Source organism: Leisingera sp. CC-HEC096 (genome assembly GCF_059429235.1).
Map to the genome: position 1 here is coordinate 3,676,164 of NZ_JCAIJS010000001.1, position 19,527 is coordinate 3,695,690.

19 protein-coding genes are annotated in these 19,527 nt (G+C 66.6%); 13 read left to right on the forward strand and 6 right to left on the reverse strand.

Going from position 1 to position 19,527, the window contains the following annotated elements; genetic code table 11:
- Positions 1-110: 110 nt before the first annotated feature.
- Together AC5STI_RS17815 and AC5STI_RS17820 are read left to right on the forward strand one after the other, a co-directional pair.
- Complete coding sequence (locus tag AC5STI_RS17815) at positions 111-1,565, forward strand: efflux RND transporter periplasmic adaptor subunit (protein WP_475050089.1); 1,455 nt, start codon at positions 111-113, stop codon at positions 1,563-1,565.
- A gap of 5 nt (positions 1,566-1,570) precedes the next feature.
- Complete coding sequence (locus AC5STI_RS17820; protein WP_495447603.1) at positions 1,571-4,966, forward strand: efflux RND transporter permease subunit; 3,396 nt, start codon at positions 1,571-1,573, stop codon at positions 4,964-4,966.
- Here AC5STI_RS17820 and AC5STI_RS17825 read toward each other — a convergent pair.
- A complete protein-coding gene (locus tag AC5STI_RS17825; RefSeq protein WP_495447604.1) occupies positions 4,936-5,397 on the reverse strand; it encodes an NUDIX hydrolase in 462 nt (153 codons plus the stop codon). The two genes, AC5STI_RS17820 and AC5STI_RS17825, sit on opposite strands and share 31 nt — an antisense overlap.
- Complete coding sequence (locus AC5STI_RS17830) at positions 5,394-6,215, reverse strand: protein-disulfide reductase DsbD domain-containing protein (protein WP_490398757.1); 822 nt, start codon at positions 6,213-6,215, stop codon at positions 5,394-5,396. The genes AC5STI_RS17825 and AC5STI_RS17830 overlap by 4 nt, the downstream gene beginning before the upstream one ends.
- 179 nt (positions 6,216-6,394) lie before the next feature.
- On the opposite strand from AC5STI_RS17830, the gene AC5STI_RS17835 reads away from it, so the two are divergent.
- Complete coding sequence (locus AC5STI_RS17835; RefSeq protein WP_490398756.1) at positions 6,395-6,952, forward strand: YqgE/AlgH family protein; 558 nt, start codon at positions 6,395-6,397, stop codon at positions 6,950-6,952.
- Positions 6,953-7,270: 318 nt separating this feature from the next.
- Here the strand turns inward: AC5STI_RS17835 and AC5STI_RS17840 are convergent, their stop codons facing one another.
- Positions 7,271-8,221, reverse strand: a complete 951-nt coding sequence (locus tag AC5STI_RS17840) for an L-threonylcarbamoyladenylate synthase (protein WP_495447605.1) — start codon at positions 8,219-8,221, stop codon at positions 7,271-7,273.
- A 141-nt stretch (positions 8,222-8,362) separates the two neighbouring features.
- On the opposite strand from AC5STI_RS17840, the gene AC5STI_RS17845 reads away from it, so the two are divergent.
- The 5 genes from AC5STI_RS17845 to AC5STI_RS17865 all read left to right on the forward strand — a co-directional run bounded on the left by AC5STI_RS17845 (position 8,363) and on the right by AC5STI_RS17865 (position 12,557).
- The gene (locus tag AC5STI_RS17845; protein WP_490398754.1) at positions 8,363-10,066 is read left to right on the forward strand and encodes an acyl-CoA dehydrogenase family protein; all 1,704 of its coding nucleotides are present in this window, start codon (positions 8,363-8,365) and stop codon (positions 10,064-10,066) included.
- A gap of 4 nt (positions 10,067-10,070) precedes the next feature.
- Positions 10,071-11,117, forward strand: coding sequence for an MBL fold metallo-hydrolase (locus AC5STI_RS17850; protein ID WP_495447606.1), 1,047 nt, complete (start codon positions 10,071-10,073; stop codon positions 11,115-11,117).
- 24 nt (positions 11,118-11,141) lie between these two features.
- Entirely contained in the window at positions 11,142-11,594 is a 453-nt protein-coding gene (locus AC5STI_RS17855) for a DUF6173 family protein (protein ID WP_490398752.1), read from the forward strand.
- Positions 11,595-11,778: 184 nt separating this feature from the next.
- Positions 11,779-11,913 carry an aa3-type cytochrome c oxidase subunit IV gene (locus tag AC5STI_RS17860; protein WP_475050107.1) on the forward strand — a complete coding sequence of 45 codons (135 nt, stop codon included), beginning with the start codon at positions 11,779-11,781 and terminating at the stop codon, positions 11,911-11,913.
- Between the two features lie 23 nt (positions 11,914-11,936).
- Complete coding sequence (locus AC5STI_RS17865) at positions 11,937-12,557, forward strand: hypothetical protein (protein ID WP_495447607.1); 621 nt, start codon at positions 11,937-11,939, stop codon at positions 12,555-12,557.
- A 20-nt stretch (positions 12,558-12,577) separates the two neighbouring features.
- On the opposite strand, the gene AC5STI_RS17870 is transcribed toward AC5STI_RS17865, so the two are convergent.
- Both AC5STI_RS17870 and AC5STI_RS17875 read right to left on the reverse strand, forming a co-directional pair.
- Complete coding sequence (locus AC5STI_RS17870; protein WP_495447608.1) at positions 12,578-12,907, reverse strand: AzlD domain-containing protein; 330 nt, start codon at positions 12,905-12,907, stop codon at positions 12,578-12,580.
- On the reverse strand, positions 12,904-13,632 hold the full coding sequence (locus AC5STI_RS17875; RefSeq protein ID WP_260011790.1) for an AzlC family ABC transporter permease: 729 nt from the start codon (positions 13,630-13,632) through the stop codon (positions 12,904-12,906). The genes AC5STI_RS17870 and AC5STI_RS17875 overlap by 4 nt, the downstream gene beginning before the upstream one ends.
- Before the next feature lie 49 nt (positions 13,633-13,681).
- Between AC5STI_RS17875 and AC5STI_RS17880 the strand changes: the two genes are divergently transcribed.
- The 5 genes from AC5STI_RS17880 to AC5STI_RS17900 are packed head-to-tail and all read left to right on the forward strand — an operon-like array spanning position 13,682 to position 18,352.
- The gene (locus AC5STI_RS17880) at positions 13,682-14,572 is read left to right on the forward strand and encodes a formate dehydrogenase accessory sulfurtransferase FdhD (RefSeq protein ID WP_495447609.1); all 891 of its coding nucleotides are present in this window, start codon (positions 13,682-13,684) and stop codon (positions 14,570-14,572) included.
- A gap of 27 nt (positions 14,573-14,599) precedes the next feature.
- The gene (locus tag AC5STI_RS17885; protein ID WP_495447610.1) at positions 14,600-15,100 is read left to right on the forward strand and encodes a hypothetical protein; all 501 of its coding nucleotides are present in this window, start codon (positions 14,600-14,602) and stop codon (positions 15,098-15,100) included.
- A complete protein-coding gene (gene mobA, locus AC5STI_RS17890; RefSeq protein ID WP_495447611.1) occupies positions 15,097-15,735 on the forward strand; it encodes a molybdenum cofactor guanylyltransferase MobA in 639 nt (212 codons plus the stop codon). Before AC5STI_RS17885 ends, mobA begins: the two co-directional genes overlap by 4 nt.
- Positions 15,732-16,223, forward strand: a complete 492-nt coding sequence (gene mobB, locus AC5STI_RS17895; protein ID WP_490398749.1) for a molybdopterin-guanine dinucleotide biosynthesis protein B — start codon at positions 15,732-15,734, stop codon at positions 16,221-16,223. The genes mobA and mobB overlap by 4 nt, the downstream gene beginning before the upstream one ends.
- Positions 16,220-18,352: a molybdopterin-binding protein gene (locus AC5STI_RS17900; RefSeq protein WP_495447612.1), complete on the forward strand. Its 2,133-nt coding sequence runs from the start codon at positions 16,220-16,222 to the stop codon at positions 18,350-18,352. The genes mobB and AC5STI_RS17900 overlap by 4 nt, the downstream gene beginning before the upstream one ends.
- Positions 18,353-18,483: 131 nt before the next feature.
- Here AC5STI_RS17900 and AC5STI_RS17905 read toward each other — a convergent pair whose 3' ends face one another.
- Positions 18,484-19,518 (reverse strand): hypothetical protein, encoded by a 1,035-nt coding sequence (locus tag AC5STI_RS17905; RefSeq protein ID WP_495447613.1) that lies wholly within the window; start codon positions 19,516-19,518, stop codon positions 18,484-18,486.
- Between the last annotated feature and the right edge of the window lie 9 nt (positions 19,519-19,527).

Here is a 19,527-nt window from a genome sequence, read left to right on the forward strand (position 1 = left end):
TCGCAAACCCGTGCGGAAAATCATATATTTCCAACCGGGCACAAGGCATTTTGCGCTTTGGCAGGCCGCGCTCGCGGTCCCGGCAGCAGCCGCCACCGGAAGGGAGAAACATGCGCTTTTTGCGTCAGAGTGTGACAGGTGTATTCCTGGCGGCGGTCACGGCGGCACTGCTGCTTTATGCCGGGCAGCTGATCTTCAGTGCAATCGAGGCGCAGCTGAACGCGGAAAAGAAAGCTCCCCCGGCTCGGGAGCGGATTTTTGCGGTCAATGTGGTGACGGCGGAGCTGCAGACGGTGGCGCCGGAGCTGACCGCCTTTGGCCGGGTCGAGAGCCGCCGCACGCTGGAATTGCGCACGGCGGTCGGCGGCCGTGTGGTTCAGCTTTCTGAGGATTTTGAGGAAGGCGGCACCGTCCGTGCCGGCGAGGTGCTGGTGCAGATCGACCCGGCGGATGCGCAGGCGGCGCTGGACCGGGCCGAGGCGGACATGATGGACGCCCGCGCCGAGGAGCGCGATGCGGGCCGGGCACTGGTTCTGGCGCAGGATGAGCTGCAGGCAACGCAGGACCAGGCGCAGCTGCGCGAGCGGGCGTTTCAGCGGCAGGTGGACCTGGCTGACCGGGGTGTAGGCACCGCGGCGGCGGTGGAAACCGCGGAGCTGGCGGCGGTGCAGGCGCGCCAGGCGGTGATCTCGCGCCGTCAGGCGGTGAGCCAGGCAGAGGCGCGGGCGGATCAGGCCGCCACCCGCGTGGCGCGCGCGCAGATTGCGCTGGACGAGGCGCAGCGGGATCTCGACGACACCACGATCAAGGCACGTTTCGACGGCACCCTGCAGGCGGTGAGCCTGGTGCAGGGGCGGCTGGTCTCGGCCAATGAAAAACTCGCGGATCTGGTCGATCCGGACTTGCTGGAGGTGGCCTTCAGGGTCTCGACTGCGCAATACGCCCGGCTGCTCGACACCGAAGGGCATTTGCTGCGGGCTCCTGTACGGGTGACCCTGGACGCCGACGGAGCGGGGCTGAGCGCCGCCGGGCAGATCTCCCGCGCCAGCGGTGCGGCGGGTGACGGGCAGACCGGGCGGCTGGTTTATGCGCGCCTGAACGCTGCACCGGGGTTCGAGCCCGGCGATTTCGTCACAGTCAAGGTGACAGAGCCTGAGGTTGCGGCAGTAGCCCGGGTTCCCGCCTCGGCGCTGGGGGCCGATGGCTCGGTGCTGATCCTGGGCGAGGAAGACCGGCTGGAGGCGCTGCCGGTCGAGCTGGTGCGCCGCCAAGGCGATGACGTGCTGATCCGCGGCGCCGGGCTGGAGGGCCGCGAGGTTGTCACCGGCCGCACGCCGCTCTTGGGCGCTGGCATCAAGGTGCGCCCCTTGCGCCAGGGCGCTGAAGTGCAGGCGCTGCCGGAGCTGATCGAGCTGAGCGACGAGCGCCGTGCCCGGCTGGTGGCCTTTGTCGAGGGCAGCAGCGCGATGCCGTCTGAGATGAAGGCCAAGATGCTGCAACAGCTGGCTGAGGCGCGGGTGCCGGCGCAGCTGGTCACGCGCATTGAATCCCGGATGGGAGGCTGAGGGCCATGGTCCGCAAGCTCCCCCGGCCGGCCCGCGGGCTGTTCAGCTACTTCACCCGCCACCGCACTGCGGCCAATCTGCTCTTGGTGATCATGCTGGTGCTGGGGGCCGCTGCGATGCCCAACATGCGGGCGCAGTTCTTTCCGGATGTGATCGTTGAGCGGGTTACCGTTTCCGTCGAATGGGAAGGCGCCGGGCCGGAGGACGTGGACAACGCTATCGTGCAGGTGCTGGAGCCGGTGCTGCTGGCGGTGGACGGGGTGGAAGAAACCTACTCTACATCGCGCGAGGGGCTGGCAACGCTGACGCTGGAGTTTGAGCCGGGCTCCGACATGGGACAGGCCGCCGATGACGTGCAAAGCGCCGTCGACGGGATTACTACCTTGCCGGAGGAAGCGGAGGAGCCGGAGGTGCGCCGCGGTGCCTGGCGCGACCGGGTGACCGACGTGGTGATCACCGGGCCGGTAGGGGCCGGGCAGCTGGGGCTGTTTGCCGATGAACTGATCGCCCGCCTGTTCGAGGCCGGTGTCACCCGCACCACCATCCGCGGGGTTGCGGCGCCGGAAACCATCGTCGAAGTGCCGACTGCCAAGCTGATCACCCATGACATCACCATGCGCGAGATTGCCGAGGCCATCGCGGCGGAGGTTGATGCGGATCCTGCAGGCGACGTGACCGGCGCCAATGCCCGGGTGCGCACCGGCAGCGAGAAGCGCCAGCCGGATGAGCTGGAAGCCATCGTGCTGCGGACCAACGCCGACGGGTCCGTTCTGACTATCGAGGATGTGGCGGCCGTGCGGGTCGAGGGGGTGGACCGCAACCGCTCTTATTTCGTGGGCGAGCATCCGGCAATGTCGATCCGGGTCGACCGCTCTGACCAGGGCAACGCCATCCGCCTGCAGCGCCAGGTGCAGGAGGTGGTCGCGGACATGCAGGCGAGTCTGCCGCAGGGGGTAACGGCCCAGCTGATCCGCACCCGCGCCGAACACATCACCGACCGTCTGAACCTGCTGGTCGATAATGGACTCATGGGGCTCGCGCTGGTGCTGTGCCTTCTGTTCCTGTTCCTCAACACCCGTATTGCGTTCTGGGTGGCGGTCGGCATACCGGCGTCGATGTTTGCCGCCGTGGCGCTGATGTATGCCGCCGGGATCACGCTCAACATGGTCAGCCTGTTCGGACTGATCATCACCCTGGGTATTGTGGTGGATGACGCCATCGTGGTGGGCGAACACGCCGATTTCCGGGTGCGGCGGCTGGGGGAAAACCCGGTGCAGGCCGCCGAGAATGCCGCCCGGCGCATGGCGATGCCGGTCTTTGCCGCAACCCTCACCACCATCATTGCGTTCTTTGGGCTGACCCTCGTGGGCGGGCGGTTCGGCGAGCTGATCCGCGACATTCCGTTCACCGTGATTGCGGTGCTGGCGGCCTCGCTGGTGGAATGCTTCCTGATCCTGCCCAACCACCTGGCCCATGCGTTGACCCATGCGCAGGCGCGGCACTGGTACGACTGGCCGAACCGGATGGTGAACCGCGGCTTCCGCTGGCTGCGCGATCATGCGTTCCGGCCGCTGATGGGGCTGATCGTTACTGCGCGCTACGCAGTGCTGGCTGGCGCGCTGGCGATCCTCGCCAGCCAGGCGGCGCTGTTCATCAACGGCGACGTGCAATGGCGCTTCTTCAACGCGCCGGAGCGCGGCTCGGTCACCGGCAATTTTGCCATGGTGGAGGGCGCTACCCGCGCTGATACAATGGAGATGATGCGGGAGATGCAGCGCGCGACAGAGGCGCTGGGGGCGGAGTATGCCGAACGCTACGGGCGTAACCCGCTGAACTTCGTGATGGCCGAGACCGGCGGCAATGCGGGCCGCGGCCTGTCAGGGGTTGAGGGCAAGGACACGGATCTGCTGGGCGGGATCTCGATCGAGCTGATCGACGCCGACCTGCGGCCCTATTCCAGTTTTGCCTTCGTGGCGGAGCTGCAGGAGAAGGTGGCGCGCCACCCGATGGTGGAGACGATCTCCTTCCGCAGCTGGCGGTCCGGCCCAGGCGGCGATGCGTTGGACGTGCAATTCGCAGGCGCCAGCGTGCAGACGCTCAAGGCCGCTGCCGAGGATTTGAAAACCGCGCTGCTGCGCTTTCCTGAGGTCTCGGCCGTCGAGGACAACCTGGCCTATGACAAGGAGGAGGTGATCCTGGACCTCACCCCGCATGGCCAGGCGCTGAACTTCACCATCGGCAGCTTGGGCCAGGCGCTCCGGGCGCGGCTCAACGGGATTGAAGCAGCCACCTATCCCGACGGGCCGCGCAGCGCGTCGATCCGGGTGGAGCTTCCGCAGAATGAACTGACCGCCGATTTCCTTGAGCGCACCCTGATGCGGGCGCCCAGCGGGATCTACGTGCCGCTGGCCGATATTGTCTCGGTCACCCAGCGCACCGGGTTTTCCACCGTCCGGCGCGAGAACGGCATCCGGGTGATCAGCGTGACCGGCGACATCTCCGAGGACGATCCGGCCCGCGCCGAGGCGGTTATGCAGGCGCTGCAGGAGGAGATCCTGCCGGCTATCGCCAGCGAGCGGCAGGTGGAATGGCGCCTGTCGGGGCTGGCGGAGCAGGAACAGACGTTTTTGCAGGAGGCGGGCACGGGTCTGATCCTCTGCCTCACAGGCATCTACCTGGTTCTGGCCTGGATTTTTGCCAGCTGGACCCGCCCCCTGGTAGTCATGGCGATCATTCCCTTTGGCCTGGTTGGCACCATTTGGGGGCATTACATGTGGGAAGTGCCGCTCAGCATGTTCACGGTGGTTGGCCTGCTGGGAATGACCGGGATCATCATCAACGATTCCATCGTGCTGGTGACCACCATCGACCAATACGCCGAGGACCGCGGACTGGTGCCTTCAATCATCGATGCGGCGGCGGACCGGCTGCGGCCGGTGATGCTGACCACGATGACCACGGTGCTGGGGCTGGCGCCTCTGTTGTTTGAACGCGCGCAGCAGGCGCAATTCCTCAAACCGACGGTGATCACCCTGGTCTACGGGCTTGGCTTCGGCATGTTCCTGGTGCTTTTGGTGGTGCCGGCCCTGGTGGCGATGCAGCGCGACCTGTCGCGGCCGATGACAGCGCTGCGCCGGGCCCTGCGGCGCGGGGCTGGGCGCCTGCGCTGGCTGGTGCTGGGGACAGCGCTGGCGCAGCTGGTTTGGCTGGTGCTGACCCTGGGCTGGGCGATGGCCACGGGAGCGCTGCATCCGCTGCTGCGGGCGGTGCCTGTGCTGGCGGCAATGGAGCCCGTGCGGGCCGGGCTGCTGGCCTGTGTGCTCGGGGCGCTGGCGTTGGCGTTGCTGGCCTATCTGGCCGGGGGTGCCGCCTACCGGTTCAGCGCCCGCCAGCGGGCCTGAGCCAGCCGGGCGACTTCGCCCACCTGATCCAGAAGCTGCAGGCCGCGGCTTTCGATCTCTGCGATGGGAATCCATTCCGCCTGTTCGGCATCGTCATCCGGCACCGGTTCGCCGCTGGTGTGCTCGCACAGGACAACGGTCAGCAGGTACTGGCGCTGCACCGCGCCCGGCTCGGCGCGGACAATCACATCCACATTGGTGAGATATTCAACCGGCCGGGCAGACACGCCGGTTTCCTCCATCAGCTCGCGCGCGGCGGCCTGCAGGGCGGTCTCGCCCATCTCCACATGGCCGCCGGGAAATCCCCACCAGCCCGCGTTCGGCTCCTTGCCGCGCTGCACCAGGATCACGTGGTCCTGGCCGTCAAATTGGCGGCAGACCACGGCAATGGTGCCGACCACCGGGCGCTGCGAGCTGTCAGGAGGGCTCATCCGGCGCTGCAGCCCTGAATGTCGACTGCATGATTGCGGCCCAGCACGGTGATCCGCAGCTGCGAGCGGTCAATGGCATAGGCGCTGCCATCGGCGGGCAGGAACTCGGTCTCCGCTACCAGCAGCCCGCCCTCGCGGCGTGTGGTGGTCTCCCCGGCATAAAGATTGGGCGAGCCTGGCTCGATCACCGCAACCTCCTCGCCGCCAGCCGGGGGCATCGAGATGCGGGCGGTGACCTTCATGCCGTACTCAGACGGGCGCAGGCTGCAGGCGGCGTGGCGCACGCCGGCTTCCTTGGCTGACCAGGGGCGGCTCGCGAGCGCTGCGGCAATCGCCGGGTTGCGGCCTGCATCGCCATCCAGCTGGTGGTCAAAACTCAGCTCGGCAGGCACGCAGACATCCTTGCAGACACCCAGCTGCATCCGCCCTTTGAGGCGCACCGGCTTGCCAGCGGTCTTGGGGGTGATCTCCACCGGCAGCACCAGCTGGTCATGATAGCCGATGGTGCGGTAGCCGGAGGTCAGGAACACTTCCGGCGCCGGCCAGGTGATCGACAGCGCGCCGACGTTGCGCGCACCCCGCCAAGAGAAGCTGGGCGGGATGCCGGCGTCGCCCGGCGCGCGCCAGTAGGTCTTCCAGCCAGGCTGCAGCTTGACCCGCAGCGCGCCCATATAGGTGCCGCGCGGCGTCATGCCGCCGTCCAGCACTTCGATCTCCACAATGTCGCCGTCCACGGCGCCGGAGAGGGCCGGGGTGCCTGCCGCCAGAGCCAGCAGAGACGCCGCGCAGGCAGCCGCTTTGGTCAGTATCTTACTCATGCACAGATAAATGCGCCCAGCAGCGCGGTTTGCCAAGTCACGATCCGGTCATAGGCTGTCCATCGCCCTGTGTTTGCGGCAAATTTGCCGGAGGCTTCACCGCCCGGCGCATTTGCGCCCCTTGCGTGCGGGGCGGCTGCGCGTCATGGTGGGGGGAGGCAGCAGAAAGACGGAAATTCATGGATCTGACTGGCAAGCTCTTGATTGCAATGCCTGGAATTGGCGACCCCCGGTTCGAGCACGCGGTGGTTTTCCTGTGCTCGCACGGCGAGGAGGGGGCGATGGGGCTTATCGTCAACAAGCCCGCCGACGGGGTGGCGCTGGGCGATCTGCTGGAGCAGCTGGACATGGGCGGCGAAGGCAGTGCCGCGGCCGCTTTGCCGGTGCGCTTTGGCGGCCCGGTGGAGACCCAGCGCGGCTTTGTGCTGCACACGCCGGATTACGAATCGGATGTGAGCTCGCTGAAGGTGCCGGGCGGCTTTTCGATGACCGCGACCTTGGACATCCTGGAGGACATCGCGGGCGGCCAGGGCCCAGAGGAGCTGCTGGTGCTGCTGGGCTATGCCGGCTGGGGGCCGGGGCAGCTGGAGTCGGAGATTGCGATGAACGGCTGGCTCACGGCGGAAGCAAGCCCCGAGCTGGTTTTTGGCCTGGCCGATGACAGCAAATGGGAAGCCGCGCTGAAAACGCTGGGCGTCGATCCTTTGACGTTGTCAGCCAGCGCGGGCCACGCCTGACCCGCGGCTGCGGGGGCGATGTGCTGCGGGGCGGGGGGAGCACTCCCGCCCTTTTTTTCAATCATCAAAGATGACCAGAATAAGGTTGGGCCCGGCGCCGTGCTGGCGCACGGCGCGGCAGCTGGCGGCCCGGATTCTCAATTGCGGTTTCCATGCGCAGCCAAGCTTTGCAACCCATGATGCAGTTCTTGGAAATGCCACCGGCCGCGCCGCGCTTGCGCGGCGCCCGGCTCAACGCTTTGCGTCCCATCTGTGATGGGGCTCAAAGGGGCGGGAGCCTCTGGATCGGTTCCACGCCCCGCCGCTCAATCCCGCCGTTCAATCACGAGGAGCGGCGGCGCGGCGGAGGCGGTCGTTGATGGCCTCGCCCAGCCCGTGCTCCGGAATTGGCGCCACGGCGATCGGCTTGCCTAGCGCGTCCAGCTGGTGGAGGTGGCCAAACAGATTGGCCGCCGCCTTAGCCAGGTCGCCGCGCTCCGACAGGTTCAGGTCGCATGCGCCGGGGCCGAAGCCGAGATAGAGTTCTCCCTCGGCCGGGGCGTCGGCGTTCAGCCGTACAGGAGCGCCCGGCGCGTAGTGCGACAGCAGCTGGCCGGGCGCGGTCAGCGGATCGTGCACATCGCGCACCGCCAGCTTGCGGCCCAGCACCGCCTCGATCTCCTCCGCTGCCAATCCGCCGGGGCGCAGCAGCACCGGCTCTGGCCCCGCCAGGCCGACGATTGTCGACTCCAGCCCGACCCCGCAGGCGCCATCGTCCAGAATGGCGGCGATGCGGCCGTCCAGACCGGCCTTCACATGCGCTGCCGTGGTCGGGCTGATCTTGCCGGAGGGATTGGCAGAAGGCGCCGCCACCGGGCCGTCCAGTGCCCGCAGCAGCGCCTGGCCGGCAGGATGCGCAGGCACCCGCACGCCCAAGGTGTCCAGCCCGGCGGTGACCAGCGGCGAAATCCCGTGGCCCTCGCGCAGCGGCAGCACCAGTGTCAGCGGGCCGGGCCAGAAGGCCTCTGCCAGCGTCTCTGCCGTTTCGGTCCACTCCACATAGCGCTGCGCCGCCTCAGCCGAGTGCACATGCGCGATCAGCGGGTTGAAGGAGGGCCGCCCCTTCGCCTCATAAATCGCCGCCACCGCTTCGCCCTGGCGGGCATCGGCGCCAAGCCCATAGACAGTTTCGGTGGGAAAGGAGACCAGCTTGCCCTCCCGCAAAAGCTGCGCGGCACGGGCAATGCCCGCTTCCGTTGCGGCAAGAATTTCGGTGCTTTGCAGGGGCATTCCGGGTGACGCGGCGTTTTGGTTGATTGAAACAGGCGTCCGATTAGGTAATCGGTCAAGCCACTGACCATAATAGGCCCGTGCCGGGAAGCCAAGACTGCCCGCGCCAGGACGCCCCCGAAAGACCGCTAAAGGACGCCCATGACCTTCCGTGCCCCCGTTTCCGAGTATGAGTTTCTGCTGAACAATGTTGTCAGCTATGGAGATGTTTCCGCCACAGACCGCTTTGCCGAGGCCCCCTCGGACGTCGTGAGCGCCATCCTCAATGAGGCGGGCAAGATGTGCGATGAGGTGCTGGCGCCGCTGCAGCGCAACGGCGATCTGACACCTGCCTATCTGGAGAACGGCGTGCTGCGGACCTCGCCCGGGTTTGCTGACGGGTTCAAGGCCATCTCCGAGGGCGGCTGGATCGGCATGAGCGCGCCGGAAGAACACGGTGGCATGGGGCTGCCGCTGACGGTTGCCACCGCGGTGAACGAGATGATGGCCGGCGCCTGCCTGTCGCTGCAACTGGCGCCGCTGATGAGCCAGGGCCAGATCGAGGCGCTGGAGCATCACGCCTCGGACGCGATCAAGGAACTGTACCTGCCCAAACTGATCTCCGGCGAGTGGTCCGGCACCATGAACCTGACCGAGCCGCAGGCGGGCTCCGATGTGGGTGCGCTCAGCTCCAAGGCGGAGCCGAACGGCGATGGCACTTATGCGGTCACCGGCCAGAAGATCTATATCTCCTGGGGGGACAACGACTTCTGCGAAAACGTCTGCCACCTGGTGCTGGCACGGCTGCCGGACGGGGCGCCGGGCACCAAAGGGATCTCGCTGTTCCTGGTGCCGAAATACCTGCCGGACGCCGATGGCAACCCGGGTAAGGCCAACGATCTCAAAGTCGTCAGCCTGGAACACAAGATGGGCCTGCATGGCTCGCCAACCTGCGTGATGCAGTATGACGGCGCCACCGGCTGGCTGGTCGGCGCAGAGCACGGCGGCATGGCGGCAATGTTCACCATGATGAACAACGCGCGCCTCGGCGTCGGCGGCCAGGGCGTTGGCGCAGGTGAAGGCGCTTACCAGCACGCGCTGGCCTATGCGCTGGAGCGCAAGCAGGGCCGCACTGCCAGCGGCACCATTGTGGATCACGCAGACGTGCGCCGGATGCTGATGGAGATGAAGGCAGATCTCTTTGCCTCCCGCGCGATCCTGCTGGCCTGTGCCCAAGCGATCGACATGCAGACCGCGACCGGCGAAAAGGACTGGGCCGCCCGCGCGGCCTTCCTGACCCCGATCGCCAAGGCCTTTGGCACCGACACCGGCATCCGGGTCTCGGAAACCGGGGTGCAGGTGCATGGCGGCATGGGCTTCATCGAGGAAACCGGCGCCGCACAGTATTACCGCGACGTGCGGGTGACGGCGATCTACGAAGGCACCAATGGCATCCAGTCGATGGACCTGGTGGCGCGCAAGATGATGGACGGCGGCGAAACCGCCTTTGCCCTCATCGACGAGATCGAGGAGCGCGCCGAGCGCGCCCGCGCAACCCATCCCAACATGGCTGAATCGGTCTGGCAGGCCTGTGAATCCCTGCGCGAGGCCACCGAATGGCTGGTGGCGCAAGAGGACATGCAGGACCGCTTTGCCGGCTCCGTGCCGTATCTGCGGGCCTTTGCGCGGGTGCTGGGCGGCCACTACCACCTGGCCGCGGCGATGGCGGATCAGGGCGGTCCGCGCGAGAAGCTGGCGCGGTTCTACATCACCCGGATGCTGCCGGAACACGCCTCGCTTCTGGCGCACGCCCAGGCCGGCGCTGCGGGCACCTTTGCCCTCAGCCTTGAAGAGCTGGCAGGCTGACGCCGTGACCGATATCCCCGACGTTTCGCCCCGCACCCCGTGGCAGGAGCCGCCTGCGCAGGGCGAAGCGATCGAGGTGGCCGAGGGCGTCCTCTGGATGCGCCAGCCGCTGCCGATGAAGCTGGACCACGTCAACATCTACGCACTGGATGACGGCGACGGCTGGACCGTGATCGACACCGGCTTCAACACCCGCAAGAGCCGCGCGATCTGGGACAGCCTGATGGCCGGCCCCTTGCAGGGCAAGCCGGTGCGGCGCGTCGTCGGCACCCACCACCACCCCGATCACATCGGGTTGGCGGGCTGGTTCCAGAGCCGGCATGGCGCTGAGCTGGTCACCACCCGTACCGCCTGGCTGTTTGCCCGGATGCTGACGCTGGACGTGCAGGAGGTCTGGCCGGAGGAGACCCTGGCCTATTACCGCAGCGCGGGCATGGCGCCGGAATTCTACGAGAAGCGGGTCAATGACCGGCCCTTCAATTTTGCCGACACGGTGCACCCGATGCCCTTGGGCTTCACCCGGATCAAGCAGGACGACGTGATCCGCATGGGCGGGCGCGACTGGGATGTGCATATCGGCAACGGCCACGCGCCAGAGCACGCAACCTTCTGGAGCCGCGATGACAATCTGGTGATCACTGGCGACCAGATCCTGTCGACCATCAGCCCCAACATCGGCGTCTACGCGACCGAACCGATGGCGGACCCGCTGGGCGAATGGCTGGAAGCCTGCGAGCGGCTGTCGGACCTGGCGCGCCCCGATCACCTGGCGCTGGGCGGCCACAAGCTGCCATTCACCCGCCTGCCGCTCCGGATGCAGCAGCTGATCGGCAACCACCACGGCGCGCTGGAGCGGCTGATGGACCACCTGTCGGAGCCGCGCACGGCCGCTGATTGCTTTGCGCCCCTGTTCAAGCGCACAATCGGCGAAGGCGAGTACGGGCTTGCACTGGTCGAAGCGGTGGCCCATGTAAATCATCTGTACCACACCGGTCAGGTGACGCGCTGGGAGCGCGAAGATGGTGCCTGGCTCTATCAGCGCAAGGGGTGATGCACCCCGGCAGAAGGGGGAAGCATGAACGACGAGATTTCAACCAGCGCCGAGGCAGCGGAAGCGGCGGTTCTGCCGTGTGTGCACGAAGTCCACTCCGACCCCGATGCCTGCACCGGGCTGACCGAAGTGCCGGAAAAGCTGCAAAAACCCGACGCCGCCAAAAGCCCCGCCCGCTGGGCCTATGAGCGCCTGATACTTTATATTCAGAACTTCGAGAAACAGCTGGATGCCGAACACGAGGTCGCGATGGGCTTTGCCGGCGGCAATGCCGGGGTGCTGCGGATCGAGGGCATGGGCTATTTCGATCCCGACATCATCACCTTCTACGGCAGCGAGGGCGGCGGCTCCCGGACCCAGCTGGTTCAGCACGTCAGCCAGCTGAACGTGATGCTGCGCGCAGTGCCCAAGGCGCGTCAGGAAGAGCCTGCCAACCGCATCGGCTTCCGCCTGGCGTCCGACCTGCAGCAGGACTGAGGCCAGCGCCCCGGGGCCGATTCGGCGCCGGGGCCGGACGCCGCGCCACGGCAGCCCCGGATTGCCGCTGCGGCAGCAGGTTTTGCACCTCATTTCTGTCAGATGCGCCCGATTGACGTGGTGACAGAGCGGTGCAAATCCAGTAATCACCGGAAAAATGCACGTGAATTGAGGGAAAACTCACATGGCTGAACATCAGCACGGCACCATGGACACCACCGTTCAGGAAAAGACCTATTCCGGCTTCCTGACCTTTGTGACCCGCTTCAGCATCGCGCTGGTCCTTTTTGCCATCTTCCTGGCAATCTTCGCCTCCTGATCTTCCGGCCGGAGACCATCTTTATGCGCAATCTGCTGTGCCTTGGCGCGGTCCTGACCGCGCTTGCGGGTTGCGCTGCGCCTCAGCAGCCCAATGCGGATGCGGAGACCTTGGCACGGGCGGCTTACCGTCACTCCGGACCGCCCGCGCTCACCCTGTATACGATGATCAACAACCGCACCGGGCGGGGCGGCCACGCGTCGCTGATGATCAACGCCTCGGAACGGGTGATCTTCGATCCCGCAGGCTCCTTTTACGCTTCGGTCGTGCCGGAGCGGAACGATGTGCTCTTCGGCATCACACCCGCGGTGGAAAAGGCCTACCGCGGCGCCCACGCGCGCAGCACTTTCCACGTGGTTGTGCAGCGGGTCGAGGTGACGCCGGAACAGGCCCAAAAGGCCTATCAGCTGGCAGTGACCAATGGCCGGGTGCCGGGTGCCTACTGTGCCCAGGCGACCATCGGCATCCTGCAGCAGATCCCGGGCTTCGAGAGCATTGACCGCACCTTCTATCCGGAAAAACTGGCGGAACAGTTCGGCCAGCTGCCGGGTGTGCGGACCGAACGCTACTATGAGAATGACAGCGGCGATCTGCAGGCGGGCATTTCCGGGGCCAACGTAGCCCTTACCTCTGCCGCAGATTAACTTATCTCCGGCGCGGCGCGTCAGGCGGCGAGATACAGCAGCAGCAGCGACAGCCCGCCTGTACCCAGGCCGAACAGCACGTTCCTGGTCAGATACCCTGCAGCAAAGGTCGCGGCCGCGGCGGCGAAATGCATCAGGCTGGGTTCACCTCCCGTCGGCGCAGGCCAGACCACCAGCGGCGCCACCAGCGCCGGAATGATCGCCACCGCCGTGTAGCGCAGATGCCGCATCAGCCATTCCGGGATGGGGCGCCCGCCCATAAAGCCGATGAAGACGAACCGCAGGGCATAGCTGCCAAGCGCCAGCCCGATGATAACGGTCCACAGGATGGGGGCGGGGATACTGCTCATTTCGCGGCCTCCGATTTTGCCTTTTGCCGCTCCAGCCACAGCTCCGCCTGCGCCCCGGCCACCATGCCTGCAATACCCGCAACGATCAGCCCCAGATTATAGGGCAGCGCAGCCGCGGGCAGCGAGGCCGCAACGGCCACGAAACAGGCGGCGATATGCGCCGGCGTGCGCAGCATTGGTCCGATCATTGCCAGAAACGCCAGCGGCAGCACGAAATCCACGCCCCAGCTCTCCGGAATCCGGGTGCCGACCAGCGCGCCAAGCGCCGTGGCAATCACCCAGGCCGGCGCCACGATGCCATTGGTGCCAAAGAAATAGGCCACCCGCTGCGCCAGCGGCATCTCCGGCTCGGTCTCGAATTGCACGATCGACAGCGCATAGGACTGGTCCACCACGAAATAGGCGGCCAGTGCCCGCTGCCACATCGGGGCGTCGCCCAGATACGGCGTCAGCGACGCCGAATACATCGCCATCCGCAGGTTCACCGCCAGCGCCGAGATCAGGATGATGATCAGCGGCGCGTTCTCCTGCATCAGCTGCAGCGCGGTGAACTGCGCCGCCCCGGCAAAGACCGCGAGGGAGAAGGCGAACGCCTCCGGCACGATCAGCCCGGCCTCTGCCGCCAGCACCCCGAACAGGAAGCCGAAGGGCGAGGCCATGAAGATGAAGGGCGCGCTGTCGCGAAACCCCTTCCAGAAGGCCGATTTGGTGGTGGTGATTGCCATCTGCGCGTCCTAGATTGCGTGAATACCGCCTACGGCGGACGCAGAAGGAATGCAATTGGTGAGTATGGATATCGCATCAGAATATCTGATCGCCCCCGGTGTCGCCGACCCGAGGCTGACCCGTGCCGTAAGCGGTGTGGATCAGAACGGCGAGGTAAGCGAGATCGCCGTGGTCGAGGAGCGCCCGCTGACCATCTTCCTGAATTCGCAGGAAATCGTCACCGCCATGACCATCGGCGACTACCCTGAATACCTGGCGCTCGGCTTCCTGCGCAATCAGCGGATGCTGCAGGATGAGGACGAGGTGACCCGCGTCGACTACGACGAGGACCTGGAAACCGTCGTGGTCCGCACCGCGGTGGAAACCAGCCACGAGGAGAAGCTGAAGAAGAAGACCCGCACGTCGGGCTGCGCGGTCGGCACCGTCTTTGGCGACATGATGGAGGGGCTGGAGGACGTGCGCCTGCCCGAGGCGGAGGTCCGCACCTCCTGGCTTTATGCGCTGGCGCACAAGATCAACCGCACGCCCTCGCTGTATCTCGAGGCCGGCGCCATTCACGGCACCGTGCTGTGCCAGCAGGACCGCCCGCTGGTCTATATGGAGGACGTGGGCCGCCACAACGCGGTGGACAAGATTGCAGGCTGGATGCTGTCGGAGCAGGCAGAGGCCGCGGACAAGATCCTTTACACCACCGGGCGGCTGACCTCGGAGATGGTGATCAAGACCGCGATGATGGGCATCCCGGTGCTGGCCTCGCGCTCAGGTTTCACCGCCTGGGGAGTTGAGATCGCCCGCGAGGTCGGCCTGACCCTGATCGGCCGGATGCGCGGCCAGCGGTTTATCTGCCTCTCAGACGAGGAGCGGCTGGTGCGCGACATGGACCCCAAGGACGCGCCGGTGGAAGACAAGAAGCATAGGCGGAAGAGTGCGGACGGCTAACCGGGTTCCAGCTCCAAAGGCGAGGGCATGACACAACAAGACCCATTGGCCGTGCTCCTTGAAAACGCGACGGCAAACAATTTCGGTGGCTGGATTGTAAGCGCGTTTCTTCTTTGGATCTTAATTGGATTTGCAGGCCTTTTTCTGTTCTGGAGAATTTGGCACAACATGGGGCGCTACTTCTCGGAAATGGAAGATACGCCTTGGGCGGTTAGGTCCGCGTTGGGTTGGCCTGCGGAAAACCCGACCCCGCCAGTGCTAGGCCCGGGCCGGGACATCGCGCGCCGACGCTTGTTTTTCCGATTGGCGATCTGGGGAGCACCACCGCAATTGGAGCACTCCGAGGCTGCGTTGAAGGCGTTGCGAGCCTACAGTGTTTTGTATTGGTGTGTTCAGATGTTCTTTTGGCTGGTTATTCTAGTGTCGGCCGTGTTGCTCACACCTGCTTTCTATCTGATTATCGTGCTTTCGATAGCATTTCCTCTGCTTGTTCTAAGGCCGGCAAAGTGGCCAAAGGTGATCCCATGACCCAACCCCTCGGAGTAATCCTCGCAGGCGGCCTCGCCACCCGGATGGGCGGCGGCGACAAGGGGCGGCTGCAGGTCGGCGGCCAGAGCCTCTTGTCCCGTGTCGTGGACCGGCTCTCGCCGCAGGTTGCCGGCCTCGCGCTCAACGCCAATGGCGATCCGGGTCGCTTCGCCGATTTGGGCCTGCCGGTTATTGCCGACTCGATCGAGGGCTTTGCCGGCCCTCTTGCAGGCGTCCTGGCAGGTCTTGACTGGGCGGCAGAGCAGGGGGCGGACACCATTGTAACCGCCGCCGCCGACACGCCGTTCTTCCCGCTGGACCTGGTGGCGCGGCTGACCGCAGCGGCGGAGGGTATGGATCAGCCGCTGGTCCTTGCCACCACCCCGCGTGCTGGCGATGAGGCGCTGAAATCCGGCGGGCGGAGCAAAGTGAACCGGCACCCGGCCTTTGGCCTTTGGCCCGTCGCCCTGCGCGATGACCTGCGGGCGGCGTTGAATGACGGCCTGCGCAAGGTGGTCCTCTGGACCGATCAGCACGGCGGCCGCGAGGCGCTGTTCGAGGCCGATCTTTTGGACCCCTTCTTCAACATCAACACGCCAGAGGATCTGGCCCGCGCAGAGGCGCTCTTGAAATGAAGATCTACGGCGTCACCGGCTGGAAGAACAACGGCAAGACCGGGCTGATGGAGCGGCTGGTGGCGGAGTTCTGCGCCCGCGGCCTCACGGTCTCCACCATCAAGCACGCCCATCACGCGACGGACGTGGACCAGCCCGGCACCGACAGCCACCGCCACCGCCAGGCGGGGGCGTCGGAGGTGGTGCTGGCCTCCGCGGGCCGTATCGCTATCATGCAGGAGCTGCGCGGCGCACCTGAGCCGCCTCTGGAAGACCTGCTGGCCCGCCTCAGCCCCGCCGATCTGGTGCTGGTGGAGGGCTACAAACGCGAACCCCACCCCAAGATCGAGGCCTTCCGGCAGGCAGCAGGCACCGGCCTGATCGCCCCGCAGGATCCAAACATCCGGGCGGTTGCCAGCGATACGCCGCTGGATCTGGACCGCCCGGTGTTCGACTTGAACGATACAGCGGCAATTGCGGATTTTATTGAGACGGAACTGGGGCTGTGATCCCTTTCGATACCGTTCTGGCCGTCGACTGGTCCGCTGCCAAGCGTAAACCTCAGCGCGCCAGCAAGGACGCGATCTGGCTCGGTTTGGCGCGCAGCGGAACCGCAGAACAGCAAATCTACTGCCGCAGCCGGCAGGAGGCGGAGGTTTGGATCAGCCGCTTCCTGGAGAACGAGCAAGCCGCGGGGCGGCGGGTGCTCGCGGCCTTTGACTTTCCCTTCGGCTATCCGCGCGGGTTCGCGCGCCGGATCACCGGATCGGATGACCCCTTTTCCCTGTGGCAATGGCTGGAAGAGCGGATCGAAGACGCTGACGACGGCAGCAACAACCGGTTCGATGTCGCCTCTGAAATAAACCGGCTGTTTTCCGGCGCCGGCCCGTTCTGGGGCAAGCCGGATGCGGCACGCTGGCCGGATATCCCTTACCGCAAAGCCGGGATAACCTACGAGGACCCGGCAGAGCGGCGCAGCGCGGATCTGGCGGCAAAGGCGGCCTCCTCCTGCTTCCAGCTGTTCTTCAACCCGACCGTCGGCAGCCAGGTCCTCATGGGGCTGCCGGTTCTGCAGCGGCTGCGGCTCCGGCACGGCGCTGCTGTCTGGCCATTCGAAAAGGTTGAGACAGCGCAAATTGTGTTTGCAGAAATTTGGCCAGGGTTGATCGAACCCGCCGTCAAGGCCGCCATGGCTGTTGCCGGCCCGGAAGAAATCCGCGACCGGGTGCAGATGCGGCTCCTGTCGCAAGCGCTCAGCCGCCTGCCGGCTGAGGAGCTCGCCGGAATGCTGGCTGCCGCCCCTGAGGACGCACAAGAGGAAGCTTGGATATTGGGCACCGGATACGAAGACCGCTTGAATACACTGGCCGCAGAAGAGCCGGAGGGGCTGACACCGCCGCCGCTCAGCAATGATTGCTTTGCCCTGCCTGCGGGTGTCGACTGGACCCCGGTCGATGACGCGCTGGCCCTGCTGCGGGACAGGCTGGGCCCTGTGACCGGCATGGAGACCGTGCCGCTTTCAGACGCCTTGGGGCGGGTGCTGGCAGAGGATGCGGCGGCCAAACGCTCCAACCCGCCGCTGCCCAATACGGCAGTGGACGGCTACGGTTTTGCCGGCGGCAGGGCGGAAGGCCCGCATGTGCTGCCGCTCGTGCGGGGCCGGGCTGCCGCCGGTGTGCCTTTCGACGGCGCAGTGCCCGAAGGGAGCGCTATCCGGGTCCTGACCGGCGCAGCGCTGCCCGATGGCGTTGACACTGTGATCCTGGAGGAAGACGTCAACACCGACGGTACCCGGATTGCCTTCAACGGCCCGCTGAAGCAGGGCGCGAACACCCGCAAGGCGGGCGAGGACGTTTCCGCAGGCGAAGTTATCCTGCCCGCGGGCCGGGTTATCACGCCTGCCGATCTGGCGCTGGTCTCGGCCACCGGGCTGGCGCAGCTCACCGTGCGGCTGCCGCTGCGGGTCGGGGTGCTCTCTACCGGCGATGAACTGGTCGAGGCCGGGGAAGCCGCGGGCAAGGGGCAAATCTTTGACGCCAACCGCCCGATGCTGCTGGCTCTGATCCGGCAGCTGGGCTTCGTGCCGGTGGATCTGGGCAAGGCTGCGGATGACCGGGAGGCCTTGCGAGCGCGCTTGGATGCGGCGGCTGACGAAACAGATGTGATCCTCACCTCGGGCGGCGCCTCCGCCGGGGACGAGGACCACATGTCCGCGCTGCTGCGCGAGGCAGGTGCGATGCAGGAATGGCGGATTGCGCTTAAACCCGGGCGTCCGCTGGCGCTGGGCATGTGGCAGGGCACGCCGGTCTTCGGGCTGCCGGGCAACCCGGTGGCGGCTCTGGTTTGCACGCTGATCTTTGCGCGCCCCGCGATGGGGCTGATGGCGGGCGCAGGCTGGCGGGAGCCGCAGGCGTTTGAGGTGCCTGCTGCCTTTGAGAAACGCAAGAAACCGGGCCGCCGCGAATACTTGCGGGCCCGGGTGCGGGGCGGAAAAGCGGAGGTGTTCAAATCCGAAGGCTCCGGCCGCATCAGCGGCCTCAGCTGGGCCGAGGGGCTGGTGGAACTGGGCGATGGTGCGGCTCATATCAAGCCTGGCGACCCGGTGCGTTTCATCCCCTACGGCAGTTTTGCGATGTAGGCGGACCTCTCCCGCCCGCGGCGCGGCGCATCCAAGATGCTTGCCCGCCGTTGGGCCGGGCGCCGCCCGGCTATTTCATCTTTCCAAAAATACTCGCGCCGCAGGCAGCGCCTGAAAGGCGCTTCACGTCATCAATCAAACGTCCCGGCGACCCGGCCCAGCAGCATGAAAGCGCGGGCGGTGCGGGTGTTGCCGAGCGCCGAAATCTCGCCGTCGGTGGCCTCGGTCTCGAACTCCGCGAACATCTGGTCGAAGCGGCGCAGGAAGTGATGCGCGGCATCGCGGAAGATCGGGTCCTGTTTCATCCGCGCCGCGGTCAGCGCCAGCGAGGTACGGTCACGCACGCCGCCAAGCGCAGCGACCGCGCGGCCGCGGGCGCCCTGGCCGAACTGGCGCCAGACCTCGGGCCGGGCCATGTCGGGGCGCAGGTCGTCCATGTAGATGCCGTCCTGGCTGAGGAGCGTCAGCACATCCTGCGCGGCCTGGATCACCTGCGCCGCCTTGCGGTCGCGCAGCGCCGCGCGCAGGGCGGCAAAGCCTTCCTCGTCCTCGGCGGTCTCCGGGAAGTTCAGGGCGCGGATGAACTGTTCCGCAGGCAGCGGCGGCGCGGTGTCCTCGGCCTGGGTGCCAAGCGCCAGCGAGCCCTGACCGGCGGCGGTCATCTCGGCGGCCTCGGCCGGGATGGCCGGGCGCACTGGATTGGCCCGGCGGCTGGTGTGGAAGGTGGCCAGCGCGGTTTCGGTCTTGCGGGTCGCCTCGGCGATCTCCTCCAGCCGTTTGGCCATCGTAGGCTCTGCCACCGCGGCATGCTGCTGGGCCTGGGTCAGATAGGTCTGGCGCAGCCCGTCGATGGCGGCCTGCAGTTGTTCGCTCTCCTCCCGCATCACCCGCGCCGAGCGCGCGGCAGAGGCCGCAACCCAGAGCATCGCCGGCGGCAGCACCACCGCCAGCACGCCGGTGATCAGGTCGGTCCATTGCGACAGGCCTGCGCTTTCCGGGGCAAAGACGTAAAAGGCAACTGCCGCCAGCAGCCACAGCGCCCCCAGCCCGATGGCCACCAGCTCGGCGCCGCCCAGCCCGTTGCCGGCAGGCGCGTCAAGGCCGCGCAGCGGGCGTCTGCCTGCGGGGGTCGGGCTGGCGCCCGGGCTGCTGCTGGAGCCTGTCATGACCACTCA

Excerpts from the sequence above, each read along its gene's own strand:
- mobB (WP_490398749.1), top strand. The coding sequence starts at position 15,732 with ATGAAGATCTACGGCGTCACCGGCTGGAAGAACAACGGCAAGACCGGG.
- AC5STI_RS17885 (WP_495447610.1), top strand. The coding sequence starts at position 14,600 with ATGACACAACAAGACCCATTGGCCGTGCTCCTTGAAAACGCGACGGCA.
- AC5STI_RS17845 (WP_490398754.1), top strand. The coding sequence starts at position 8,363 with ATGACCTTCCGTGCCCCCGTTTCCGAGTATGAGTTTCTGCTGAACAAT.
- AC5STI_RS17835 (WP_490398756.1), top strand. The coding sequence starts at position 6,395 with ATGGATCTGACTGGCAAGCTCTTGATTGCAATGCCTGGAATTGGCGAC.
- AC5STI_RS17880 (WP_495447609.1), top strand. The coding sequence starts at position 13,682 with ATGCAATTGGTGAGTATGGATATCGCATCAGAATATCTGATCGCCCCC.
- AC5STI_RS17840 (WP_495447605.1), bottom strand. The coding sequence starts at position 8,221 with ATGCCCCTGCAAAGCACCGAAATTCTTGCCGCAACGGAAGCGGGCATT.
- AC5STI_RS17865 (WP_495447607.1), top strand. The coding sequence starts at position 11,937 with ATGCGCAATCTGCTGTGCCTTGGCGCGGTCCTGACCGCGCTTGCGGGT.
- AC5STI_RS17875 (WP_260011790.1), bottom strand. The coding sequence starts at position 13,632 with ATGGCAATCACCACCACCAAATCGGCCTTCTGGAAGGGGTTTCGCGAC.
- AC5STI_RS17820 (WP_495447603.1), top strand. The coding sequence starts at position 1,571 with ATGGTCCGCAAGCTCCCCCGGCCGGCCCGCGGGCTGTTCAGCTACTTC.
- AC5STI_RS17870 (WP_495447608.1), bottom strand. The coding sequence starts at position 12,907 with ATGAGCAGTATCCCCGCCCCCATCCTGTGGACCGTTATCATCGGGCTG.
- AC5STI_RS17905 (WP_495447613.1), bottom strand. The coding sequence starts at position 19,518 with ATGACAGGCTCCAGCAGCAGCCCGGGCGCCAGCCCGACCCCCGCAGGC.
- AC5STI_RS17855 (WP_490398752.1), top strand. The coding sequence starts at position 11,142 with ATGAACGACGAGATTTCAACCAGCGCCGAGGCAGCGGAAGCGGCGGTT.
- AC5STI_RS17825 (WP_495447604.1), bottom strand. The coding sequence starts at position 5,397 with ATGAGCCCTCCTGACAGCTCGCAGCGCCCGGTGGTCGGCACCATTGCC.
- AC5STI_RS17830 (WP_490398757.1), bottom strand. The coding sequence starts at position 6,215 with ATGAGTAAGATACTGACCAAAGCGGCTGCCTGCGCGGCGTCTCTGCTG.
- AC5STI_RS17815 (WP_475050089.1), top strand. The coding sequence starts at position 111 with ATGCGCTTTTTGCGTCAGAGTGTGACAGGTGTATTCCTGGCGGCGGTC.
- mobA (WP_495447611.1), top strand. The coding sequence starts at position 15,097 with ATGACCCAACCCCTCGGAGTAATCCTCGCAGGCGGCCTCGCCACCCGG.
- AC5STI_RS17860 (WP_475050107.1), top strand. The coding sequence starts at position 11,779 with ATGGCTGAACATCAGCACGGCACCATGGACACCACCGTTCAGGAAAAG.